The sequence below is a fragment of the Halococcus dombrowskii genome, assembly GCF_022870485.1.
Taxonomy (GTDB): domain Archaea; phylum Halobacteriota; class Halobacteria; order Halobacteriales; family Halococcaceae; genus Halococcus; species Halococcus morrhuae.
This window is the reverse complement of sequence record NZ_CP095005.1, coordinates 1,813,685-1,835,305: the sequence shown is the minus strand read 5'-3', so window position 1 is coordinate 1,835,305 and position 21,621 is coordinate 1,813,685. Positions and strand designations below refer to the sequence as shown.

Here is a 21,621-nt window from a genome sequence, read left to right as displayed (position 1 = left end):
GACAAAACCCTATTCACTCCTCGTCGCGCCCGACGAAGATGCGGTACTTCAGATCGTCGTCGCGCAGCTCCTCGCGGATGCGCTCGATGAGGATCTCCTTCGGTCGGTGGAGCCCGGCGACGCGCTCTTCGAGTTCGTCGAAGCTCTCGAACGGTTTTCGCTTGCGCTCGTCGAGGATCGAGTTCCTGAGTTTCTTCCCGATCCCCGGCAGGAGGTTGAGCTGATGCAGTCGGAGGGTGATCGGCTGGGCGTCGTTGTAGAAATCGACGAACCGCTGCTCGTCGCGGTCGATGGTGTCCTCGATGGCGTATTCGAGCTCCGAGCGGGCGGCGCTCGGCAGCGCGTCGAACTCGATGGCGTGTGTCGCTTCGATGACCGGGTCGTCGGGTCGGATGCGATCGCTAAAGCCGATGTCGGCGTCCTCGGCGAGCGTGAACTCCGACAGCAGGAAGTCGGCCTCGCCGAGGGCGAACGCGAGCGCCGATTTCTGCTGTGGCGGCCGGTCGTCGTCGGGACGGCCGGTCGGCAACATATCGAGGACGACGGCACGGTGCTCGCCGGCCTCGTCGCTTTCGACATCGCTCATAGCTTCCGCCTACGCCGAGGATACACTTAAACTCGTCCCGCTCAGTCGTAGCGGGCGACCACGTCGAGAACGGCGTCGAGCTCCTCGCCCGACAGCGAATAGCGCTCCTGGGCGAAGACGGCGCGAAGCTCGTCGCGGTTGGCGGGCTTCAGGTTGGCGATCTTGTACGCGGTCGACTCGTCGATCTTCTCCTGGGATTCGAGTTCGTCGACGAACTCGCCGGCCTCCTCGACGGTCAGATCCGCAAAGCGGTTGACGTGGTCGATGGCACGCGCGAGCTCGTAGCGCATCTCGCGCTCCTCGTCGGCGGCGCGCTCGGCCTCGATATCGGCGAGCAGCTCCTTCGTCTCGGCGAGCGTGAGATACTCCTCGTCGAGTTTCTCCTTGAAGATCGTCATTCCTGCCGGCGGAGATGGGCGGCGGTGACGATGATCGTCTTGTCCTTCTCGCCGTCGGTGATGCGCACGCGGTAGGCGCGCCCCTGCTCGTCGAGCACTTCGCCGGTGTGACCGTTGAACCGGGGATGGAAGCGCCCATCGGGCACGCTCGGATCGAGACTGAGGTGGACGCGATCGCCGGCGTCGAACTCCTCGATGGCGCGCTGGGGCGGCGAGGTACCGCGCTCTCGCGGGTCGTTGGAGAGTTTGTTTCGGGTTTTCTTGAGTGGGCCCTTGGAGTTCGGCATATGGCCTGCGTTGCAGAGGGGCCCGTATAAAACGTGTGTTCTAGGACGGCGAACTATATCCGGCCGACGTTCTGCACGTCGATGCTCTCGACGCGGCCGACGCTGCTGAAGGCCTCCTCGACCGCTTCGGTCCCGCCCGCGTCGTCGGGGACGATCACCGTCGGCAGCAGCGCGACCAATCCGAAGGCGACGTCGTCGCGCTCGAACCCGTTGATCTTCGCGCCCTCGGGCAGCGAGTCCTCCAGCTCCTCCTGGAGGTCGTCGAGGTCGACTTCGGGGCTCTCGGGCATCACCTTGAGCTTCGCGGCGACCTTCCCCATCGTTACGGCCCCGTGAACCCACAGTCGGGACACTCGTAGAGGTTGCTCTGCTTGCGGCAGGTCGCACACCGGTGGATGCGAGTCCCGCAGTCGGGACAGTCGAAGGCGGCGGCGTTGGTTCCGGAGACGTCGATACCACAGGAGACGCAGGTCCGCGACTGCGTCGATGCGGAGTCGCTCTCGCTCATACCGCAACCTGTGTACCCGCGGGTTAAGTCTTGTCGAAAGCCGATCGCCGTACGCGACCGTGCCGATCGTGGTTCGCCCCGATGGTTGCCAGGTAGAGCGAACCCCGGTGAGATGCAGTTCGTGTAGCACTGCTGCAACTAATTTTTTATACGATCGGTGTGGGTGTATGTGATGGTATGGTAGACCATAGCCGTCGGAAATTCCTTCAGTTGACCGGGATGGCGGGTGCCGGACTCGCGTTCGGGACGACAGCCGTCTCGGCCGCGAGCGGAAAGAAGCGCTTCCTGATCGATCTCCGCGAAGTCGATCGCTCGGCGGTGTCCGCGGACACGGAGATCATCCACGATCTCGCCGACATCGACGTCCTCGTCGCCGCCGGCGATCCCGACGAGGTCGGCGGTCCGGCCGCCACCGCGCCCGACGTGGAGATCGCCCCGCACGACGACGAATGGGACGGTGACGACGGGCCGGCCGTCGAGCGCGACGATGACGACGCGGAGACGCCGGGGGTTCCCGACCGCCGCACGCTCCAGTGGGACAAACACGCCCAGGAACTCGCGGAGGAGGTTCACGAGACGACCCGTGGTGCGGGAAGTCGGGTCGCCGTCATCGATACCGGCGTCTACGCCGACCATCCCGACCTCGACGAGGTGGTGAACGAGGAGCTCTCGCGGAACTTCACCGGCGACGGCGGCGGGTTCTTCGCCAGCGGCGCGAGCGATCACGGCACCCACGTCGCCGGCATCACCGCCGGGACGAACGACTACGATGGCGAGCGCGGCGGGATCCTCGGCACCGCGCCGAAAACCGATCTGCTCGCGCTCCGCGTGTTCGCCGCGGGTGAGGAGGGCGCGGCGACCGGCGACATCCTGGCGGCGATCGTCTACGCCGCCGAGACTGACTGTGACGCCGCGAACCTGAGTCTCGGCATTCCAGCGACGGATGGGAACAGGAGTCCGGAACTCGTCGCGATCCAGAAACTGTACGGCCGCGCTGCCAGCTACGCGAACGAGCAGGGGACGGTCGTCGTCAACTCGGCGGGGAACTCCGCCGTCGATCTCGATCCGAAGGGGACGATCGGCGTACCGACGGAGGCCGACGGCGTGTTCTCGGTTGCGGCGACGGGCCCGATCGGCTACATCTGGGACGACGGGTTCGACGACGAGATCGAGGCCGAGGAGGCGCTCGAATCCGAAAACCTCCGCAAACCGACGACACAGCCGGCGAAGTACACTACGTATGGCGGGAGCGTCGTCGACGTGAGCGCCGCCGGCGGGAACTTCGATCCCGACGCCCAGGACGAGGCCAACGACGGCGACGCGGATTCCCCGAAGTGGTTCTACGATCTCGTGCTCTCGACGGTCTATAGCGAGGAGAACGGCGAGGTCTCACCCGACTACGGTTTCAAGGCCGGCACCTCGATGGCCGCCCCACAGGTGACGGGCGCGGTCGCGCTCGTGCGATCACTGCGTCCTGAAATGAGCGTCGCGGCGGTCGAGGACCTGCTCCGCGACACCGCGCGCGACATCGGCGAGCCCGACTACCGCGGCGACGGCCATCTCGATCTCACCGCGCTCGTCGATGCCGCCGGCGGGGAGGACGAAGACGACGATGACGACGGAGACGACGATGACGGGGACGACGAGGACGGAGACGACTGACGATACCTACCTCACCGTTCCTCTTTGCATCACTCCGTAATCGGGGATTTTCGAGCCGTTCGAAACGATCCGATCAGTCGGACGAATAGCGGATCAGATCGAGTTCCGAGAGCTGTGCGAGGAAATACGAGAGCGTCTCGTCGACGGGTTCGATCCGTTCGTTGGGCACCGTCGTGGCGAGTTCGTCGGCGATCGCGGCCGTCGTCGTCTCGCCGTCGCAGTGACGCCAGACGATGCTGCCGACCGCGTCGAGTTCGAGTTCGCGCTCGGTCGGCGTATCGAGCAGATCGAAAAGGAACTCGTCGACGCGGTTCCGTGGCTGACGCGGGCGTTGGATCGTCACGCTCGGGTCGCCATCGACACGTTCGCACTCCCAGTCCTCGGTCGTTCGGATCGGATATCGCACCCGCAACTCGGTTTCGGACATGCTCAGTACAGCTCCTCGACGTTTTCGGTCTCCCTTGCGCCCCGGATCGTGCTCGCGGCGATGAACGCGAGCAGCCCGCCGACGGCGGCGACGCCGAGCCACAGCGAGAGCTGGTCGCCGATGCCGACGGGGAAGGGGATCTCGCCGCCGGACCCGACGCCGAGAATCCGGATCGTGCCGACGACGATCCCCATGATCGCCTCGCCGGCGATCAGGCCCGCGGCCACGATACGACCGTTGAGAGTGGCGCGTTCGGTCGCCTCCTCGTCACTCGTTCGCTCGACGTAGCGGGTGACGATCGCCTTCAGCACGCCACCGAGGAAGATCGGCGTCGCCAGACTGATCGGGAGATACATCCCGACCGCGAACGGCAGCACCGGCACGTCCATCATGATGAGGACGATTGCGAACGTCGCGCCGATCAACACCATCCCCCAGTTCGCGGTCCCGTTGAGGACGCTCTCGGCGATCAGCGCCATGAGCCCGGCCTGGGGTGCGGGGAGCGTCTGGCTCCCGAGCCCGTAGGCCTGATTGAAGAAGACGATGATCCCGCCGGCGAACAGCGCCGACAGCCCGATCCCGATGAGTTGAGCGATCTGCTGTTTCCGTGGCGTCGCGCCGAGCAGATAGCCAGTCTTGAGGTCCTGTGAGGTGTCGCCGGCGACCGCGGCCGCGATCGCGACGACCGAGCCCGTGACGAGCACGATGACCGGGTCCGAAACGCCGGTCGAGCGGAGTACGACCGCGGCGATCAGGATCGTCGCGACGGTCATCCCCGAGACGGGGTTCGACGAACTCCCGACGACGCCGACGAGATAGGAGGAGACCGCGACGAACAGGAACGCCGCGAGCACCGCGATGAGCGCGCCCAACGGTCCGACGCGGACCTGGGGTATGACGACGAGCAAGATCGCGACGACGGCCGCGCCGACGACGACGATCGCCATCGGGAGGTCGCGAGCGGTGCGTTTGCGGTCCGTGTTCCCGTTGAGTCCCTCGCTGAACTCCGCGCCCGCGAGCCGGATCGCGTCCAGGATCGTCGAGCGCATCGAGGCGATCGCGTACAGCCCGCCGACGATCATCGCGCCAGCGCCGACGTAGCGGACGTAGCTGCTCCAGACCGCGTTCGCCTGCTCGAACAGCGTCCCGCCGGCGGCGTCGGGCGGCACCATCCCGCCGGTGACGAGCAGCGGGATCAGCATCATCCACGAGACCAGCCCGCCGCCGAGGATGTACGCCGCGATGCGCGGCCCGATGATGTAGCCGACACCGACGAGTGCGGGCGTGAAATCCCCGCCGAGCGCGAACCCGCGGGTGTTCGTCACCGAGAACGCCCCCTGGATCGTCGTCTGGATCACGCCCCAGATGTTCGCGAGCGCCGTGTAGATCGCGCCCACGATGAACCCGATCGAGACGAACCGGACACCGCGCCCGCCGTGTTCGCCCGCCTGGAGCACGTCCGCACAGGCGGTCCCCTCGGGATAGGGGAGCTCCTGGTGCTGTTCGACGATGAGATAGCGTCGCATCGGGATCATGAACAGCACGCCGAGGATCCCGCCGAGCAGCGAGACCGCCGCGGTGGTGACGATATCGATCGACTCGCCGAGGAAGGCGACGCCGGCGAGCGAGAAGATCACGCCGGCGGTCAGCGACGAGCCGGCCGACGTCATCGTCTGGACGATGTTGTTCTCCAGGATCGTCCCCTGGATGCCGATGCGCGAGAGGCCGTAGAACAGTCCCATACTGATGACCGCCGCCGGGATGGAGGCGCTGATCGTCAGTCCGGCACGCAGCCCGAGATAGGCGTTCGCCGCCATCAGAACGACGTTGAGCACGAGCCCGAGCAGGACCGCCTTCACGGAGAGTTCGGTCATGCTGGAGTCGGCCGCAACGTACGGGTCGACACCGCCGGTCGATGGCGGTTCGTTCTCCGATTCCATGTGAAACTACCTCGCAGTATTTGCCCAGGTACGGAAAGAATTGCGCACTGAGTTCGCTAACCGGCTGTCTATCGTGTCTCAAGACAACAAACGTCAACTCAGTCGTGATATTCGTCACGAATCGCGAAATATGTGAGAGAAACCATCGCACGCAGCTCCCGATCGTTTCGGAAAAGCAGGCTATCTCACCGGGGAGCAAAGAAGAGCCGCGAAAACGCGATCTACCCCATCGACTCGGCGGCCGTGTCGGTGCCGTCGAACCGATCACGAACGAACAGTGCAAGCAACAGCAGCGTCGCGATCGCGAGCACGGCGGCGAACGCAAGCACGAACAGCGTGGCCGGCGTCAGCCCGCTCGCGACCTGTTCCTGCAGGAACGAGCCGGCCGTGACGGCGGTGACGCCGATGAGTGCGAGTCCGCCGACGTTGACGAGCGTGGAGTTGGTCTCCGGCACCGCTTGGTGATCGTTGAGTAAGTAGAGGACGACCGCAAGCGCGAACGGCGTGCCGACGAGCCCGAATGCGAGCGTCAGCACGAGCAGCGGGAACGCCTCACCGCCGATGAAGACACCGGCGATGCCCGCCAGCGCGACGGCGATGATGGCCGCCCGGTAGCGGTTGTCGGAGACGTCGCGCTCCCAGCCGAGTTTGTCGGCGAGGAGATAGGGCGGAACGACCGTGTTCGCGCCGAGCGTCGAGACGGCCGCGCCCCAGAGCCCGACCAGGAACAGCCAGCTCGCGGCATCGCCGACGAGCGGGCCGAGCGCCTGCGCGGCCGCCGTCGCGGTCAGCTCGGCTCCCGAGACACCCGGCCCGTGGAGCACCGATGCGGCCACGAGGAAGATGGCGAGGCTGTAGATCCCGAACGCGCCGAGCATCGAGAGACCGACGTCGAACCGGGCGAGATCGATGTCGTCACGGCTCCAGCCGTGCGCATTCATCGTGTACGACTGCATCGTCACGAGCGTGACGTGGACCGCACCACCGAGGATGCCGGCGGCGACGAGCGCGCCGTCCACGCCGGCGGGGATCCGCGGGACGAGCCCGCCGGCCGCCGCCGAGAAGTCGATCGGGACGACGAACAGCGAGGCGAGGAAGGCGAGGACGACCAGCGAGACGAGCAGTTTCGCGCCCGTCTCGGCGAGGCGATAGCCACCGCCCGCGAGCCCGGCTGCGAGTACGAGCGCCCAGATGACCGCCCAGATGCGCGCGTCGATGCCCGTGATCGTTGCCGAGACACCGGCGACCGTCTTCATGATCGTGAGCTGTGCCAGCCCCGCAGCCAACACCGCGTCGACGACGAGTAGCCACGCCCAGGTGTTTCCGAGATGCTCCTCAACGACCGCGACGATGCCCGCCTCGGTGAGGAGGCCGAGCCGCATGGCGAGATACTGCGAGAGCGCGCCCAGGATTGCCGAGAGCAGGGCGACCCAGAGCAGAGCGTAGCCGAAGCTCGCACCGCCGGTGATGAGGCTGGCCATCGTCGCCGGGCCGGCCGCGATGGCCCCTGCGAGCCACGTCGGCCCGATGCTGCCGGTGAACGCTCGAAACCGCTCCGCGACGCTCATTCAGACACACCCCGGGAACTCGTCGCCGGCGATCGGGTGGCTCTCGACCCACTCCGGCCGATCGTCCGTGGTGAACCGGGACCGCGAGCGCATGTACGCGACGATCATGGCCCGCCGCCACCGGTCGGTCTCGTTCGGCGCGGTGTAGTGAGGGAGCAGGCAGTGCTGAAACAGTACGTCGCCGGGGTCCATCGGGAGCGAGACGGTGTCGCTCTCGTCGTAGTCGTTCCCCGCGAGCGCGATATCGGTGTCGTACTCGACCTCGTCGGGGGTGAGAACGTCCTCGACGACGAGATAGCCGTCCCGTTGATACCGCTCGAACTGCTCGTCGGTGATCGACATATCGATCGGTGGTACTCATCGGTAGTTAGCGCTTGCGCATCGGGACTCGATCTCGTTTCCCGACTATCCGGAAATATTCGGTACGACGAGTTTCGAATCAGTTCACAGCAGCCCGGCGACGACGAGCAGCGCTATCGAGACGACACTCGCCCCGAGAAACCACGGTCGTGCGTTCGTTGCCGCGGCTGCCGCCGACCGGTTCGATCGACTGCCGGACAGGCGACGGAATCCGAAGAACAGCACGATCGCGAGGACGAGCCAGAGGCCGACCATCGCCAGCACGAGGTTTCCGCGGCCCGTCGTCTGGAGCGTTTCGGCGGTGTAGAGCGTTCCCGCGAGATGGCCACCGCTGAACAACAGCAGCAGCACCGACGCAGCCGTGAGATAGCGAAACCGTCGTGCCACGAGCGCCAATCCATCCGTGTTCAGCAGCTCGCTGCGTGCGGCCGGGATGACAGCACCCGCGACCACGAGCGTGCCACCTGTCCACAGTGCGGCGAAGACCGTATGGATGGTCATCGCCACGTCAAGTACGCTCGTCATCCGCGACCTCTCGTGTCCGACCGCTCGCTCGCCGACGTGGCTTCCGCTCCGCGGCGTACCAGTCGAGTTTCGGTCATCCATCTGGCATCCCTCAAGTGGATTCGTTCGGTTGCTCCGTTCGTCATCGTCGAACCGTTCGGGGGTGGGATATAAACGCCATCGGAGGCGTCCCAGATCGTGGGAGTGCCACGGGCAGGTGGCCAGCGACCCGATCGACGACCGGAGTGTGCTATTCCGGCGATCTGGGAACGACCGAGACCACTATACCTCAGCCACCGAAAGAACGAGTGATAGCAGCGATGATCGACGCCGACGCACGGAGCGAAATCGTGGGGGAGTCCTCGACATGAGTGACCACGTCGGGTCGAACCGGTTATCACTGATCCCGTCGAACACGGACACCACGGACGGCTCCACAGGAATGGCTCGCTGGACGGCCGACGACCCCGATGGCCCCTCGCTCCCGACGGTGTTGCGATCGCTTGACGACGATCACTGCCGAGCGATCCTGTCGCTGTTGGACAGCCCGAAATCCGCGAGCGAGCTCCGCGACGAGTGCGAACTGTCGAGTTCGACGGTGTATCGCAAGCTCGAACTGCTCCGGGAATCGGGCCTCGTCAGGGAGTACACGGAGGTGCGCCGCGACGGGCCGAATGTCACGCTCTACGAGCGGGATTTCTCCGAAATCACCATCGGTGTCGACGATGACGGTGGGTTCACCATGTCGGTGACGCGTCCGGAAACCGACGCCGAGGATCGACTGGCCACGTTCTGGTCGGCGATGAAGGAGGAGTCGTGATGGACCTTCTCGTCGCGTCGTTGCTCGTCGTCAAACTCGCCGCACTCGTTCTCGGTGGCGTCGTCTCTCTGATGGCCTACAGAGCCTATGATCGGACGCGAATCGCCGGACTCCAGTATTTCGCGCTGGGGCTGGCGGTCATCACCTTCGGAACCGTTCTCGTGGGTGCGTTCCACCATCTCGGCGGCGCGTCGATCACGCTCGGCATGCTTCTCGAAAGCGTGATCATCTGCGCCGGGTTCGCCGTCATGATCGTCGGACTCTATCGGACGTAGCTAGCCTCCCCCCCCCCCCCCCTTCCTTCTCTTCTCGTCACGGTCCGTGAGTGTCGTGTCTGCCCGATTGGAACGGCTCTCCCACGTTCTGGGAACCTCCCATCGCTCCTTATCTGTTCCTCTCGGAGGATGGGCATGAACGGATACGCAACGACGGATCGGGGAACAGATCGTGCGGTCGCTTCCAGAGCTGAGAGGGACGAGAACCGATGAAACGGGATATTCCATCCCGCTACGCGGAGTTCCTCGTCTCGCGGAGCCGGCTGATAATCGCCCTGCTGCTCGTCGTCTCCGCGATCGTCGGCGCTGGGGCGGTCGTCGGCACCACTGGCGAGGAGCAGATCGGCCAGACCGGCATCGACTCGCCGGAGCAGGCGGCGCTCGACCGTATCGACGCGACCTACGGGACCGACGACGCGGTGGTCTCGCAGGTCGTCGTCAGGGACGACGGGGGTAACGTCCTCACCCGCGAGTCGCTTTTGAAGAGTCTCCGATTGCAGAAGCAGTTCCGCGACAACGAATCGATCAATGCGACGCTACGCACGGAAACGGGAGCGATCGGCATCGAGAACATCGTGGCGAACGTCGCCTACGCCCACCAGCAGAGCGAACGTGCCGATGCCGCGGGTGGTGACGACTCCAACGGGACCGCATCCAACGGGACGGCGACAAATGCCACGGCGAGCCCGGCTGCGGAGCGATCGTCGGAGCCGACGCTCGATCAGCAGATCGCCGCCCTCGAATCCAGATCCGACGCACAGGTCGAGACGTATCTCAGCCGCATCCTCGATCCGGACGCGTCCGTTCCGGGCGACGATCCGGCCGAGTTCCTGCCGACGGCGTACGAACCGGGCACGACACGGGCCGACGCGCGGACCACCCTCGTCTTCCAGCAGGCCCCGAGCGATTCGCCAGTGACCGAAGCGGAGGTCAACGATGCGCAGGTGACGATCGATGCGCTGGTCGAGAAGCGCTTCGCGGACGCGTTCGTCTTCGGACAGGGCATCATCGACGAGGAGTCCTCTCAGGCGATCGGCGATACGTTCACGATCATCACGCCGATCGCGGTCGTCCTCCTGCTCGTGGTGCTCGCGATCGCCTACCGCGACCTGATGGACGTGCTCGTGAGCGTCTTCGGCGTCGCCGTCGTGTTGGTCTGGTACGCCGGCATCCAGGGCTGGCTCGGCATTCCGTCGAACTCGACGCTGATCGCCGTGCCCTTCCTGCTGATCGGACTGAGCATCGACTACTCGCTCCACGTCGTCATGCGCTATCGCGAGGCCAGAACTGGCACTCTCGATACCGACGACGAGTCCGTCGAGCGGCGCGATCCCACGGCCGCGATGCGCGTCGGGATCGCCGGTGTCGTGCTCGCGCTGGCGACCGCCGCGTTCTCGACGGCCGTCGGCTTCCTCTCGAACTACATCAGTCCACTGGGCTCGATCCAGGATTTCGCGATCTTGAGCGGTGTCGGGATCGTCGCCATCTTCGTCGTCTTCGCCGCACTCGTCCCGGCGCTCAAACTCGAACTCGAACGGTTCTTCGATCGTCGCGACCGGGATCGACGGAACGACGCCGTCGGCGTCGGCTCGGGGTGGTTGCGCCGGCTACTCTCGGGCACCGCCACGCTTGCCCGGCGCGCACCGATCGTCGTCATCGTTCTCGCGGTGGTGCTCGCCGCCGGCGGTGCCTATGGCGCGACCGGCATCGACACGGAGTTCAATCAGGCCGACTTCCTGCCCCAGGACGCACCGGCGTGGATGGATTCGCTGCCGGGCCCGTTCGCGCCCGGTGACTACGACGTGAGCGAGAACCTCGACTATCTGAGCGAGAACTTCCGCCAGCGCGGTCAGGATTCGGACGGACAGATACTGCTAGAGGGGAACGTGACCGCGCCGGCGCTGTTGACCGCCACCGACCAGACGGCCGAAAACACCGCCCAAAACGGAACGATCGTGGTCGGTGCCGACGGTCGGGCCGCCATCGAGGGCCCAGCATCCGTTCTCCGGAGCGTCGCCGCACAGAACGAGACGGTCGCCGACGCGATCGCAACGCGAGATATGGATGGCGACGGCCTCCCGGACCGGGATACGGCGGCGGTTTACGATCTCCTGTTCGATGCCGCGCCGGAGCAGGCGTCGTCGGTATTCTACCGGGCCGACAACGGCTCGTACCAGTCCGCCAGACTGACCGTCGGCGTCCAGGGCAACGCCTCCTCTCAGGCGGTCGCGGGCGACGTGCGGGACGTTGCATCGACGATCGAAGAGGATGCGCCGGTGACGGCCACCGCAACTGGCGGGCCGGTCATCACCGCTGTCGTCCAGAGCGCGCTGTTCGAGACGCTCGTCGAAGGGTTCGCCATCACGCTCGTGGTCATTCTCGGGCTGCTGGCCGGGCTGTACTGGTGGCGAAGCCGAACGCCGGGATTGGGAGTGATCGCACTCGTGCCCGTCCTGATCGCGCTCGCGTGGCTGCTCGGGACGATGGCCGCCCTCGAAATCCCGTTCAACAGCGAGACGGTCGTCATCACGAGTCTCGCGATCGGTCTCGGCGTGGACTACAGCATCCACGTCAGCGAGCGGTTCGTCGACGAGCGTGCGCGCCACGACTCGCTCGCCGACACGCTGTCGGCCACGCTCACGGGCACCGGCGGCGCGTTGCTCGGGAGCGCGGTGACGACCGCGGCCGGCTTCGGGGTGCTCGCGCTGGCGCTGTCGCCGCCGCTCCAGCGCTTCGGCATCGTGACGGGGTTGAGCATCGTCTATGCGTTCATCGCGTGCATGACGGTGTTGCCGTGTCTGCTCGTGCTCCGGGAGCGACTGCTCGCACAAGTGTCTTAGTGCAGTCGTAACTGGTCGAACCCGCTCCACAACGGTACAAAACTGGCTGTTCGTGGTGTTCTATCGGTTTTCTGACCGCTAGTGTCGAACGATCGTTCGCCGTCGTTCGCCAACAACGCACTTTTCGCCGTCGGCGCTGTACGGAGGACATGGCGTCGTTCATCGTGACGAGTGCGACGACTCGCACCGACGAGGAGGTGGACATCGAGATCCGGGACGGGACGATCGACCGGATCATCCCGGCCGGCGAGGGCGATCCGTCGGCGTTCGACAGCGATCAGCACTACGACGCCGCCGGAAAGCTCGTCACACCGCCGCTGATCGAGCCACATATCCACCTCGACGCGGCGCTCACGGCCGGCGAACCCTGTTGGAACGACGTCGGCACGCTCGCGGCGGGGATCGAGCTCTGGGGCGAGCGTAAGCAGGGACTCACCACCGCGGGCGTCAAGGAGCGAGCCGAGCAGGTCATCGAGTGGCTCGCGGCGAACGGCGTGACGCGGGTCAGAACCCACGCCGACGTCACCGAGGAGACGCTCACCGGGTTCAAGGCGTTGCTCGAACTGCGCGATGAGGTCAGCGACATCATCGACCTCCAAGTCGTCGCATTCCCGCAGGAGGGCGTCTTTACGGAGGAAGAAAACGAGGACCTCCTCCGTGAGGCCGCCAGCATGGGTCCCGACCTCGTCGGCGGCATCCCCCATAACGAGCACACGCGCGAAGAAGGGGTGAAGGAGGTGGAAACCGCCGTCGAGATCGCCCGGAAGCACGACATCCAGCTCGATCTCCACATCGACGAGACGGACGATCCCACCTCCCGAATGACCGAAGTGCTCGCGAGCGAGGCCCACCGGCATGACATCGGCGAGCGAACCACGGCGAGTCACACGACGGCGATGCACTCGTATCCGGACGCCTACGCGGACAAGCTGATCTCGTTGCTGGCCAAAAGCGGCGTGAGCGTCATCACGAACCCGCCGGACAACAGCGTCCTCCAGGGGCGCTACGACGACTACCCACGCCGGCGCGGGCACACGCGGATCGACGAACTCCACGAGTCGGGCGTGACGGTCGGCATCGGCCACGACTCGGTGATGGACCCCTGGTATCACTACGGGACGGCAGACCCACTCGACTCCGCCCATCTCCTGGTCCACTACGCGCACATGAACGGCCGCGAGGACGTGCAGACGATCTGGGAGATGCTGACCGACGCGAACGCCGACGTGTTCGGCGCTGAGCAGTACGGCCTCGAAGAGGGCAACAGGGGCTCGCTCGTGCTCTACCACAGTCCGGACGCGTTCAACACGCTTCGGACGCGGGCCCCGCGCGCACTCGTTCTCAGGGATGGCCGGCCGATCGCGCGCACGGAACCACGGGAGACGGTCGTCGAACGGCGGAGTGGCTCTCGATCCATCGACTTTCATCGCAGCGACTGACCCATCGATCGGGTACCGTATCGGACAGGGCGGATCGTGAATTAGTGATACAGCCGCTCGCTGCGGCGGATTCCTGATGTCCACTCATCGAATCGCTTTGTTTAACAGTATCGATACACACCTGGACGACGATCGGTGGACGAGGCAACACCGTCGTACCAGCCGAACGATGGCGGGAGGCTGATCGCAGCCATGACTAGCCGTGCGTTCGCGGTTTCGTCCCATCGCGCTATCGAGCACATTGCATCGGCCGCCACAGGTCCGGTAGAGTTAGCGCACGCCAAACAACCCCTTTTATCGACCCTACTGGTGATACGAACTGATGGAACGCACGAGTCGACGACGGTTCATTGCGGGCATCGGAGCAGTAGCCATCACTGCAACCAGTGCAGGCTGTAGTAGCAGCGGCACCAGTTCCAGTAGTGGCAGTAACGACAGTGACGAAACGGGCGGTGGGAGCGATGGTAGTGGTGACGGAACGACCGGTGGGAGCGGTGCCGACAACGGAACCGCTTCGGACGACACGTCGACGGACGGGGCAGCGACAGCCGGTGGAGGCGGTAGCGGCGGGAAGACGGTCGCGGCCGGTCCCGACGGAAGTCTCGTCTTCGAACCGGAACAGATCGAGGTTTCGGTCGGCGACACGGTGACGTGGGAGTTCGAGAGCGCCGGCCACAACGTCAGCGCGAGACCACAGGACGACGACAAGGTCAGTATCCCGGACGGTGCGGAGTCGTTCGCGTCCTACGATAACGGCGACAGCTTCGCCGTCGTTTCGGAGGGCGAAACCTACGAGCACACCTTCGAAACAGCCGGTGAATATACATATGTGTGCATCCCACACACTAGTTCGGGAATGATCGGGACGGTCACGGTCTCCGAGTAACGGATGACGGCTCTGTGCCGACAGCGGACGAACATATCATGACAGAAAACAAAACAGAAGACGAACCAGCGACGGACCGATCGCAGAGTGACCGCTACCTGAGCAGACGGCGCTATCTCGCGGCGGCGGGAGTGACCGCCGGTGCAGGGGTGTTGGCCGGCTGCGGTGGCGGAGACCAGTCCGGCGGCAACGAAACGACCGGCGCAGCCGGGACGACCGTTGCCGAGACGGCGACTGCCGGTGGAGGAACGGAGCAAACGGCCGAGGCGACCACCGAGGGCGGAGCGACGGGCGACAGCTACAGCTACACGAAACAACAGCTGAAGCAGAAATATCCGGGTCTCGAGATCCTCTCGCCCGAACCGCCGAACGGACAGGCCGACGATCTGTCGACGTACACGAGCTTCCTCACGGGCGTCGACTCGGAGTATATCCGGAGTCACTACAACTCCCCGAAGATCGACGAGGCCGAGCACACGATCTCGTTCACGGGACTGTCCGACGGCGAGGCCGAGATCTCGATGGAGGAGCTGAAACGGGACTACCCCACGGCGTCGGTCGTCCACACGATGCAGTGTTCGGGCAACGGACGGTCGTATTTCGAGCCGCAGGTCGCTGGCAACCCGTGGTCGTTCGGGGCGACCGACACCGCTCGCTACACCGGGACGCCGCTCAGTGCGGTGCTCGAAGCGTACGGGGCCGACACGAGCGACGAGATGTGGCTCTCGGTGATGGGCGAGGACGCCCCCGAGGGCGAGGACGTCTTCGCGCGGTCGATTCCGATGCAGAAGGCGACGGACGACTGCATGCTGGCCTACGAGCGAAACGGATCCGCGCTGACCGCCGAACACGGCTTTCCGGTCCGCCTGATCGTCCCCGGCTGGTACGGCTGTAACAACGTCAAGTGGCTCGGCCGGATGCACGTCATGGAGAAGATGCTCTACGGGCCCCAGTGGAACGGCGAGCAGGACCGCACCTACACCCACTGGCAACAGAGCTCCTACCGGATCATTCCGGTTCAAGACGAGGAGCCGAAACGCTACGAGTCCATCGACACCTTCGACGTCCACGAGCAGATGCAGAACACCGATGAGATCCGTAACGCGTACATGTACGATCAGTTGGTGAAATCGCTCATCGGCTATCCCGGACAGGACGCGACGGTGAGCCCCGGTATCGACGGCACCGTCGAGGTGGTCGGGGTCGCGTGGGCCGGCGACGACGAGGTCGATGGTGTCGAGATCTCGACCGATGGCGGCGAGACGTGGAACGACGCGGAGTTCTTCGGCCCGAGCCCCGGCCCGGCGGCGTGGCGACAGTATCGCTACCGCTGGGATGCCGACCCCGGCGACTACACGCTCGCCTCACGGGCGACCGACGGGGAGGGACGCACCCAGCCGGCGACGATCTCCAAACCGGACGAAAACCTCCGGGGCATCACCGACGACAAGTACCCGTGGAACAAGGACGGCTACGGCAGCAACGCCTACATGCCCGAATCGGTCGACGTGACCGTCACGAGCGGCGGTGACGGGAACACAACCGGTGGCAACGCCAGCAGCGGAAACGCGACTGGCGGCAACGCGACGAGTGGGAACGCGACGACTGGAAACGACACCGGCGGGGAAACCACGATCGGAAACCCATCCGGCGATACCACAGCCGGTGGAAACACGTCCACCACGTCGGGCAACAGCACCACCGACGGCGGGAGCTGATCGACAGGGCGCGATCGGTCGTTATTCCGGATCGTGGATGTCGATCACGCGGAGTTCGAACTCGACCGGTTGGCCCGCGAGTTCGTGATTGAAGTCGATGACGACTCGTTCGTCGGTCACGTCGGTTATCCAGCCGGTCTCGTCGGTATCGCTCTGCACCAGTTCACCCTCCTCGGCAGCGACGTCGTTTCGAGTTTCGAGTTCGTCCCGCGGAACCTCAACGACGTGCTCAGCATCATACGTTCCGTAGGCTCGCTCGGGATCGACACGGACGGTCTTCGTCTCGCCGGTCTCCATCGTTTCTACTGCCTCGTCGATACCGGCGACGACCTCGCCCGCTCCAACCCGGAATTCGAGGGGTTTGTAGTCGCGGTGGCCGTGGTAGATCTCCTCCGACAGCGCTACATCGACGTCGGAGGTGTCGAAGACCGTACCCGCCTCCGCACCGTCTGCGATCCGTCCGACGAAATGGACGACCGCGATCCGCCCGTTGTTCACCATGCATGCCGGTGTCGACGGACCGTATTGATCGTTCTGCTCGTCGGATCGCGATCGACGCCACCGACGAATACGTCCTACTCCGTGGCCATCCGCTGGTGAGTGTTGCTCAGGATCACCCATTCATTCGCTCGTAGCTCAGCAGATGCGTGCACCCTCGTTCGTGATGTGAGTCGTTCGTTCGAGGACGTTTCGCGTCCCGGTGGCGATGACGGTCTCACCGAGCATCGCCATGCTCGCGACACCGCCATCCCGTTCGACGCGTCGTACTTCGTCGATGACGCGATCGGTTGCGAGACCGGTTCGTTTGACGAACGTCCACGACAGTTCGAGCAGCTCTCGCAGCGATTGGCCGGGAGTAATGTGTGAGAGAGCCTCCTGGCCGTACTCGCGAACCCGCTCGACGGTCCGTTCGTCGTCGAGGACGGCACTGGTGGCGATCCCATCGAGCGCAGTGTACGCGAGTTCGGCCGACGACTCCGAGCGCTGGATGCCGTCGCCGGTGTTCCAGACGAGGCCGCCACGATCCTGGATGAAGACGTCGCCGAGACCGGTTCCGGCGTCGATCTCCGCGTGGTGGGCCGCGTTGAGGAGCTGTTCGCGATCCCGCCCGAGATCGAACGCCTCGTTGGCAGCCAGCGCAGTGGCGAGGGTCGCGGCACCGCTGGCTCCGAACCCGTAGCCGACCGGAATCGACGCCGTCAGCGACACCGCCGCCGCGACCGACAGCCGGTGGAGGACGTTCTCGACGGGTTCGACGGCGGTCGGCTCCCCGTCGAGGCTGATCGATATCTCGTCGCTGGGTTCGACCGTCGCTTCGACGCCGTCCTCGATGGCGAAACTCACGCCGAACGACCCGTCCTGTGAGGAGCGCGGTGGGACGAAGATCGGCGTCACGCTGCCGGGGGCGGCTGCGGTTACGGCTGGCGATTCTGTCGTCACCATTGTCGTCTGCAGGTGACGACCGTATACAAGGCCTTGGTGGGATTTCGGGCTGTGGAGCGTTTCGCGATGGTTGGTCAGTCCCTCTTCCTCCGATCGTTAGCAATGGATCCCGTCTGAGTCGACGACTCGCATCATCCACGGGCGTTCGAGAGTCGCACGAGCCCACATCGGACCAGTCCGCTGGCGACCAGTAGCCAGGCGAGAACGGCGATGACGACGAAATATCGAGGGATGACACCGATCGCATCGAGTCCGGTCGCCGCCGCCAGCCGGTAGGTGCTGACCGTGTACATCCCGAGCGGGAACACCATCCCCCAGTAGCTCGGATCGTACCCTACCGGTGTGTGCGGGAGGGCGAGCCCGCCGATCGTGTGTCGCCAGACACCCAGCGCGACGAGCAGCGGGATCCACCACGTCGCCGTCATCCAGTAGAAGAAGGTGAATCCGACCAGAAACGGTCGGAGAGCAGCGAGGAACTCCCAGTCGCCGCTGGCGGCGACGAGTATGGCCCCGGCAAGCGTCGTGATCGCCACCGCCCCGGTGTTGATCCAGTACGGTGGCGTCGCCGAACTCGGATCGAACGCGAAGAACGTCATCCGGTAGAACACGAGCGTGATCAGTATCAGATACAGCATTCCACCGACCGCGTACAGTCCGAACGCGACGAGCAACAGCTCCTGCAGCACCGACGGATAGGCCGGTGCGAGCAGTCCGGACAGCACCGCCACCGACTGCGTGGCGACGACAGCGAGCAGCCAGCTCCCGTCGATCGCCTCGTCGATGGGCTGGTCGACATCGCGGACGGTCAGACCGAAGAAGACCGCGTACACGAGCACGAACCACAGTCCGCCGCCGACGGCGAGCAGCCCCGTCGCGATCGGTATCGAGACGTCGAAGACGACGAACTGGCTCCCGAGTACGCAGGTTCCCGCGATCGCGGTGAACGAACCGACCGCACGATCGTAGTTCGTCAGATCACGAACGGCCGAGTACGGGTGACGCCCGATCTGCGCGAGCGTGAACGCACCGATGACGACGTACGCGAGCACGTTGCAGCCAAAGAGCGCGATGCCGAGCGGACGGAGACCGAGCAAGTGTGTCGCGATCGAGACGATCCCCGTCGCCATGACGAGAGCGAAGTAGATCGGGTCCCAGTCACGCAGCACGTCACCGATGACGTTCCGGATGTAGCCGTTCGATTGCGATGATCCGCTCTCGGCCGGCACAGTCCCATCTTCCCAGTCCGTCCCGTTCACAGCTGCTGATCCCGAACCCTGCGTGTGAGGTGGGGTCGCTGAACCCATGCACCCCGGGGACCGCGATCAGATGTCGGCACTGTTGGGGAAGTAGTTGAGCACGTCGTCGCGCCAGCCGCCCTGGCCCTTGCCGATGTCGTCGAAGTTCTCGACGAACTCGACGTGGGTGACCCATTTGGCCATCTTGTAACCCAGTTGTGTCCGGAGACGCAGGCGTAGCGGCGCGCCGTGAGCGATCGGCAGGGGTTCGTGGTTCATCTCGTCGGCGAGCAGCGTCCCCTGCTCGGTGGCCTTGTCCATCCGGATCGCCTCGTAGTAGTAGCCGTCGACGTCCGGCTCCTCCCACTTCTCGTCGAGAGTGTGGAAGACGACCCACTCGGCCTCCTCGACCGGGTTACAGCGATCGATGAGTTCGTTGACCGGGACGCCACCCCACTGGGCGACGTACGTCCAGCCCTGGATGCAGTCGTGACGCGTCGTCTGTGACTGCCGGGGAAGCTCCTGGAGTTCGTCGAGCGAGAGTTCGAGTTCGTTCTCGACGAGCCCGCCGACCGTCAGTCGCCAGTTCGCGAAATCCTCGGCGACGTGCGCTCGGTAGTCGTCGTTTCGTGGTGCTTTCCCGTTGACACGGGCGAACTCCGAGGAGGTCTGCAGTTCGCTTTCCTCGTCGACGATATCGGTGTGATGGTGAAAGACGCGCTTCAACAGCGAATCGAGGCCAATCTCGAGGAGTTTCTTGGTCCGCATGGGCCATTTGAGTGACGCTCGATCGGCGATCACGAGAAAGGCGACCGCCCCACCGATCCAGACCGCCGTGAGCGCGAGCGCGAGCGAGTGCGACGCATCGGCGCTGCCGAGCAGGATCTTCGCCATCTCCTCGCTGAAACCGTGGGCGACGACGAGGCTCACGTGGCCGACGATGAAGACGACGAACGCGAGCATTCCGAGGAGATGGATCGACCGCACCTTCTGACGGATATGTGAAAACCAGCCCGGGAAGTGTGCCCGCATCGCCGGCGCTTGCAGTACACCGGTGACGATCATCAGCGGCGAGAGGACGAAGATGACGGCGAAATACGTGAGCTGCTGGAGCGCGTTGTAGCCGGCCGCTTCCGGAATTTGTAGCTGGGCGTACGTCACCAGTGCGTCGATGGCCTGCGGGAAGATCGACCACGAGGTCGGGACCAATCGATCCCACTGGCCGGTGCCGAACAGCAAGACGACGTAGAGACCGCCCGTGATGAGCCAGCCGGCCACGCCCCAGTAGTGCCAGTGGCGCGAGAGGCCGAGATTGTCCTTGCCGGGGAGTGCCAGCCACGAGGAGTACGGATCGGCCTCGTCTTCGGCCGTCCACACTCCCTCTTTTTCCTTCGATACTCGCTTGGACGTCCGTCCCGACGAGCGCTCTGGCGACGGGAGCTCAGCCGACTCTGTGCTGACCCCGCCGTCGGTGGCCTCCTCGGAAACGGGTTCGGTCGCGGTCGGTCGTCGTTGTTCGTCGTCACCGCCGATTCGTTCCTTATCGATGTTGGTCGGTCGCTCCTCATCGCCGGTGCGAAGCCATTCTGTCCCGGGAATCGCGTCGTCACTCCAGTAGAATCGCGGATGCGCGCCGATGATCCCGATCCCACTCCGGATCAGGAGCAGCATGAAGAGGAGATTGAAGACGTGGGCTAGTCGGAGCCACCACGGGAATTCGAGGGCCATGTCGGGAACGTCGCTCGGTGTGACGATATATGTACTCCCGAACATGTTCTTTAGTTCAAGCCATGCCATCACGAAGTATGCAGGTAGATTGCTCATACGCGATCCCGCTTCAACCCCACGAGGGTTCGTCTGAAACAACGCTTCGAGGACGCTATCGGCGCGGAGCGAATCGCTTCAACCCCACGAGGGTTCGTCTGAAACGTCCGGGTTCGGGGGCGCATCGACAGTCACCTCGCTTCAACCCCACGAGGGTTCGTCTGAAACGCCAATGATACTCGGCGCGTCGTGGTCGAGATCGCTTCAACCCCACGAGGGTTCGTCTGAAACCGCCTTGTTCGTCGGTCAGGTCTTTCGCGAGCTTCTCGCTTCAACCCCACGAGGGTTCGTCTGAAACGCGGCCGGAGAGCGAGGGTGTTATCCCCCGGATGCTTCAACCCCACGAGGGTTCGTCTGAAACGACCATCCCACCCGGCCGCGGCGAGTTGACCGACCGCTTCAACCCCACGAGGGTTCGTCTGAAACGGTGGCCCATGTGGGCACCGACACACCCGCACCGAGCTTCAACCCCACGAGGGTTCGTCTGAAACACGAGGAGCGCATGGAGATCATGAACGCCCTCGCCGCTTCAACCCCACGAGGGTTCGTCTGAAACGTGTCGGTCGTTGAGCCTGCTTTCGTTCCGTCTACGCTTCAACCCCACGAGGGTTCGTCTGAAACCATGTCCCGGCTGAACGGTCCCGTGACCGCTTTCAGCTTCAACCCCACGAGGGTTCGTCTGAAACACGGAGTGGGACACCCGTTGCAGAGGGATATCTCGGGCTTCAACCCCACGAGGGTTCGTCTGAAACACGAGCCGCGCCTCTCGTCTCGCACGGTTCGTGCGGCGCTTCAACCCCACGAGGGTTCGTCTGAAACACCATGCCCGAGAGAGCGGACATAGAGCTGCTACGCATCGTCTATCGGATACCGTTTTCGTTGACCAGCAGTAGCCGCCGAA

Annotated in this window: 21 protein-coding genes and 1 CRISPR repeat array; of the genes, 7 read left to right on the top strand and 14 right to left on the bottom strand. The window is 64.8% G+C overall.

All coding sequences use genetic code 11. The features are described from left to right. Window positions 1-13 precede the first annotated feature (13 nt). From MUK72_RS09545 to MUK72_RS09525, 5 genes are read right to left on the bottom strand one after another with little or no spacing between them, the layout of a single operon-like run. A complete protein-coding gene (locus MUK72_RS09545; protein WP_004052268.1) occupies window positions 14-586 on the bottom strand; it encodes a DUF655 domain-containing protein in 573 nt (190 codons plus the stop codon). A 41-nt stretch (window positions 587-627) separates the two neighbouring features. Next, the gene (locus tag MUK72_RS09540; RefSeq protein WP_244699466.1) at window positions 628-984 is read right to left on the bottom strand and encodes an RNA polymerase Rpb4 family protein; all 357 of its coding nucleotides are present in this window, start codon (window positions 982-984) and stop codon (window positions 628-630) included. Then, window positions 981-1,271, bottom strand: coding sequence for a 50S ribosomal protein L21e (locus MUK72_RS09535; protein ID WP_004052263.1), 291 nt, complete (start codon window positions 1,269-1,271; stop codon window positions 981-983). The genes MUK72_RS09540 and MUK72_RS09535 overlap by 4 nt, the downstream gene beginning before the upstream one ends. Before the next feature lie 53 nt (window positions 1,272-1,324). After that, a complete protein-coding gene (locus tag MUK72_RS09530; RefSeq protein WP_004052261.1) occupies window positions 1,325-1,591 on the bottom strand; it encodes an elongation factor 1-beta in 267 nt (88 codons plus the stop codon). A gap of 2 nt (window positions 1,592-1,593) precedes the next feature. Continuing rightward, window positions 1,594-1,779 (bottom strand): HVO_2753 family zinc finger protein, encoded by a 186-nt coding sequence (locus MUK72_RS09525; protein WP_244699464.1) that lies wholly within the window; start codon window positions 1,777-1,779, stop codon window positions 1,594-1,596. A 177-nt stretch (window positions 1,780-1,956) separates the two neighbouring features. On the opposite strand from MUK72_RS09525, the gene MUK72_RS09520 reads away from it, so the two are divergent. After that, the gene (locus tag MUK72_RS09520) at window positions 1,957-3,441 is read left to right on the top strand and encodes a S8 family peptidase (protein ID WP_244699462.1); all 1,485 of its coding nucleotides are present in this window, start codon (window positions 1,957-1,959) and stop codon (window positions 3,439-3,441) included. Window positions 3,442-3,514: 73 nt separating this feature from the next. Here the strand turns inward: MUK72_RS09520 and MUK72_RS09515 are convergent, their stop codons facing one another. From MUK72_RS09515 to MUK72_RS09495, 5 genes are all read right to left on the bottom strand, one after another. Then, window positions 3,515-3,868, bottom strand: a complete 354-nt coding sequence (locus MUK72_RS09515; RefSeq protein WP_244699460.1) for a PqqD family protein — start codon at window positions 3,866-3,868, stop codon at window positions 3,515-3,517. 2 nt (window positions 3,869-3,870) lie between these two features. Next, on the bottom strand, window positions 3,871-5,808 hold the full coding sequence (locus MUK72_RS09510) for an OPT family oligopeptide transporter (protein WP_244699453.1): 1,938 nt from the start codon (window positions 5,806-5,808) through the stop codon (window positions 3,871-3,873). A gap of 221 nt (window positions 5,809-6,029) precedes the next feature. Next, complete coding sequence (locus tag MUK72_RS09505) at window positions 6,030-7,376, bottom strand: NRAMP family divalent metal transporter (RefSeq protein WP_244699451.1); 1,347 nt, start codon at window positions 7,374-7,376, stop codon at window positions 6,030-6,032. Then, entirely contained in the window at window positions 7,377-7,718 is a 342-nt protein-coding gene (locus MUK72_RS09500; protein ID WP_244699449.1) for a phytanoyl-CoA dioxygenase family protein, read from the bottom strand. It lies immediately after the preceding gene. Between the two features lie 102 nt (window positions 7,719-7,820). Continuing rightward, window positions 7,821-8,261: a hypothetical protein gene (locus tag MUK72_RS09495; RefSeq protein WP_342346234.1), complete on the bottom strand. Its 441-nt coding sequence runs from the start codon at window positions 8,259-8,261 to the stop codon at window positions 7,821-7,823. A 346-nt stretch (window positions 8,262-8,607) separates the two neighbouring features. Between MUK72_RS09495 and MUK72_RS09490 the strand changes: the two genes are divergently transcribed. From MUK72_RS09490 to MUK72_RS09465, 6 genes are all read left to right on the top strand, one after another. Further along, entirely contained in the window at window positions 8,608-9,060 is a 453-nt protein-coding gene (locus MUK72_RS09490) for an ArsR/SmtB family transcription factor (protein ID WP_244699445.1), read from the top strand. Next, window positions 9,060-9,335 (top strand): DUF7521 family protein, encoded by a 276-nt coding sequence (locus MUK72_RS09485; protein ID WP_004052245.1) that lies wholly within the window; start codon window positions 9,060-9,062, stop codon window positions 9,333-9,335. Before MUK72_RS09490 ends, MUK72_RS09485 begins: the two co-directional genes overlap by 1 nt. Before the next feature lie 209 nt (window positions 9,336-9,544). Then, the gene (locus MUK72_RS09480; RefSeq protein WP_244699443.1) at window positions 9,545-12,175 is read left to right on the top strand and encodes an efflux RND transporter permease subunit; all 2,631 of its coding nucleotides are present in this window, start codon (window positions 9,545-9,547) and stop codon (window positions 12,173-12,175) included. Window positions 12,176-12,324: 149 nt separating this feature from the next. Beyond that, on the top strand, window positions 12,325-13,614 hold the full coding sequence (locus MUK72_RS09475) for a cytosine deaminase (RefSeq protein ID WP_244699441.1): 1,290 nt from the start codon (window positions 12,325-12,327) through the stop codon (window positions 13,612-13,614). Between the two features lie 322 nt (window positions 13,615-13,936). Further along, window positions 13,937-14,500 carry a plastocyanin/azurin family copper-binding protein gene (locus MUK72_RS09470; protein WP_244699439.1) on the top strand — a complete coding sequence of 188 codons (564 nt, stop codon included), beginning with the start codon at window positions 13,937-13,939 and terminating at the stop codon, window positions 14,498-14,500. Window positions 14,501-14,538: 38 nt separating this feature from the next. Beyond that, window positions 14,539-16,218 carry a sulfite oxidase gene (locus MUK72_RS09465; protein ID WP_244699437.1) on the top strand — a complete coding sequence of 560 codons (1,680 nt, stop codon included), beginning with the start codon at window positions 14,539-14,541 and terminating at the stop codon, window positions 16,216-16,218. Between the two features lie 21 nt (window positions 16,219-16,239). Here the strand turns inward: MUK72_RS09465 and MUK72_RS09460 are convergent, their stop codons facing one another. The 4 genes from MUK72_RS09460 to MUK72_RS09445 form a co-directional block, all read right to left on the bottom strand. After that, complete coding sequence (locus MUK72_RS09460) at window positions 16,240-16,719, bottom strand: FKBP-type peptidyl-prolyl cis-trans isomerase (RefSeq protein ID WP_244699435.1); 480 nt, start codon at window positions 16,717-16,719, stop codon at window positions 16,240-16,242. Window positions 16,720-16,854: 135 nt separating this feature from the next. Further along, the gene (locus tag MUK72_RS09455; protein WP_244699433.1) at window positions 16,855-17,661 is read right to left on the bottom strand and encodes a GHMP family kinase ATP-binding protein; all 807 of its coding nucleotides are present in this window, start codon (window positions 17,659-17,661) and stop codon (window positions 16,855-16,857) included. Between the two features lie 131 nt (window positions 17,662-17,792). Next, the gene (locus tag MUK72_RS09450) at window positions 17,793-18,917 is read right to left on the bottom strand and encodes a tellurite resistance/C4-dicarboxylate transporter family protein (protein ID WP_244699431.1); all 1,125 of its coding nucleotides are present in this window, start codon (window positions 18,915-18,917) and stop codon (window positions 17,793-17,795) included. A 66-nt stretch (window positions 18,918-18,983) separates the two neighbouring features. After that, window positions 18,984-20,693 (bottom strand): molybdopterin-dependent oxidoreductase, encoded by a 1,710-nt coding sequence (locus MUK72_RS09445; protein WP_244699429.1) that lies wholly within the window; start codon window positions 20,691-20,693, stop codon window positions 18,984-18,986. 37 nt (window positions 20,694-20,730) lie between these two features. Next, window positions 20,731-21,539: a CRISPR direct-repeat array (repeat unit 30 nt; unit sequence GCTTCAACCCCACGAGGGTTCGTCTGAAAC). Window positions 21,540-21,621 lie beyond the last annotated feature (82 nt).

Coding starts and splice junctions, on each gene's coding strand:
- MUK72_RS09545 (WP_004052268.1), bottom strand. CDS start 586: ATGAGCGATGTCGAAAGCGACGAGGCCGGCGAGCACCGTGCCGTCGTC.
- MUK72_RS09540 (WP_244699466.1), bottom strand. CDS start 984: ATGACGATCTTCAAGGAGAAACTCGACGAGGAGTATCTCACGCTCGCC.
- MUK72_RS09535 (WP_004052263.1), bottom strand. CDS start 1,271: ATGCCGAACTCCAAGGGCCCACTCAAGAAAACCCGAAACAAACTCTCC.
- MUK72_RS09530 (WP_004052261.1), bottom strand. CDS start 1,591: ATGGGGAAGGTCGCCGCGAAGCTCAAGGTGATGCCCGAGAGCCCCGAA.
- MUK72_RS09525 (WP_244699464.1), bottom strand. CDS start 1,779: ATGAGCGAGAGCGACTCCGCATCGACGCAGTCGCGGACCTGCGTCTCC.
- MUK72_RS09520 (WP_244699462.1), top strand. CDS start 1,957: ATGGTAGACCATAGCCGTCGGAAATTCCTTCAGTTGACCGGGATGGCG.
- MUK72_RS09515 (WP_244699460.1), bottom strand. CDS start 3,868: ATGTCCGAAACCGAGTTGCGGGTGCGATATCCGATCCGAACGACCGAG.
- MUK72_RS09510 (WP_244699453.1), bottom strand. CDS start 5,808: ATGGAATCGGAGAACGAACCGCCATCGACCGGCGGTGTCGACCCGTAC.
- MUK72_RS09505 (WP_244699451.1), bottom strand. CDS start 7,376: ATGAGCGTCGCGGAGCGGTTTCGAGCGTTCACCGGCAGCATCGGGCCG.
- MUK72_RS09500 (WP_244699449.1), bottom strand. CDS start 7,718: ATGTCGATCACCGACGAGCAGTTCGAGCGGTATCAACGGGACGGCTAT.
- MUK72_RS09495 (WP_342346234.1), bottom strand. CDS start 8,261: ATGACGAGCGTACTTGACGTGGCGATGACCATCCATACGGTCTTCGCC.
- MUK72_RS09490 (WP_244699445.1), top strand. CDS start 8,608: ATGAGTGACCACGTCGGGTCGAACCGGTTATCACTGATCCCGTCGAAC.
- MUK72_RS09485 (WP_004052245.1), top strand. CDS start 9,060: ATGGACCTTCTCGTCGCGTCGTTGCTCGTCGTCAAACTCGCCGCACTC.
- MUK72_RS09480 (WP_244699443.1), top strand. CDS start 9,545: ATGAAACGGGATATTCCATCCCGCTACGCGGAGTTCCTCGTCTCGCGG.
- MUK72_RS09475 (WP_244699441.1), top strand. CDS start 12,325: ATGGCGTCGTTCATCGTGACGAGTGCGACGACTCGCACCGACGAGGAG.
- MUK72_RS09470 (WP_244699439.1), top strand. CDS start 13,937: ATGGAACGCACGAGTCGACGACGGTTCATTGCGGGCATCGGAGCAGTA.
- MUK72_RS09465 (WP_244699437.1), top strand. CDS start 14,539: ATGACAGAAAACAAAACAGAAGACGAACCAGCGACGGACCGATCGCAG.
- MUK72_RS09460 (WP_244699435.1), bottom strand. CDS start 16,719: ATGGTGAACAACGGGCGGATCGCGGTCGTCCATTTCGTCGGACGGATC.
- MUK72_RS09455 (WP_244699433.1), bottom strand. CDS start 17,661: ATGGTGACGACAGAATCGCCAGCCGTAACCGCAGCCGCCCCCGGCAGC.
- MUK72_RS09445 (WP_244699429.1), bottom strand. CDS start 20,693: ATGGCATGGCTTGAACTAAAGAACATGTTCGGGAGTACATATATCGTC.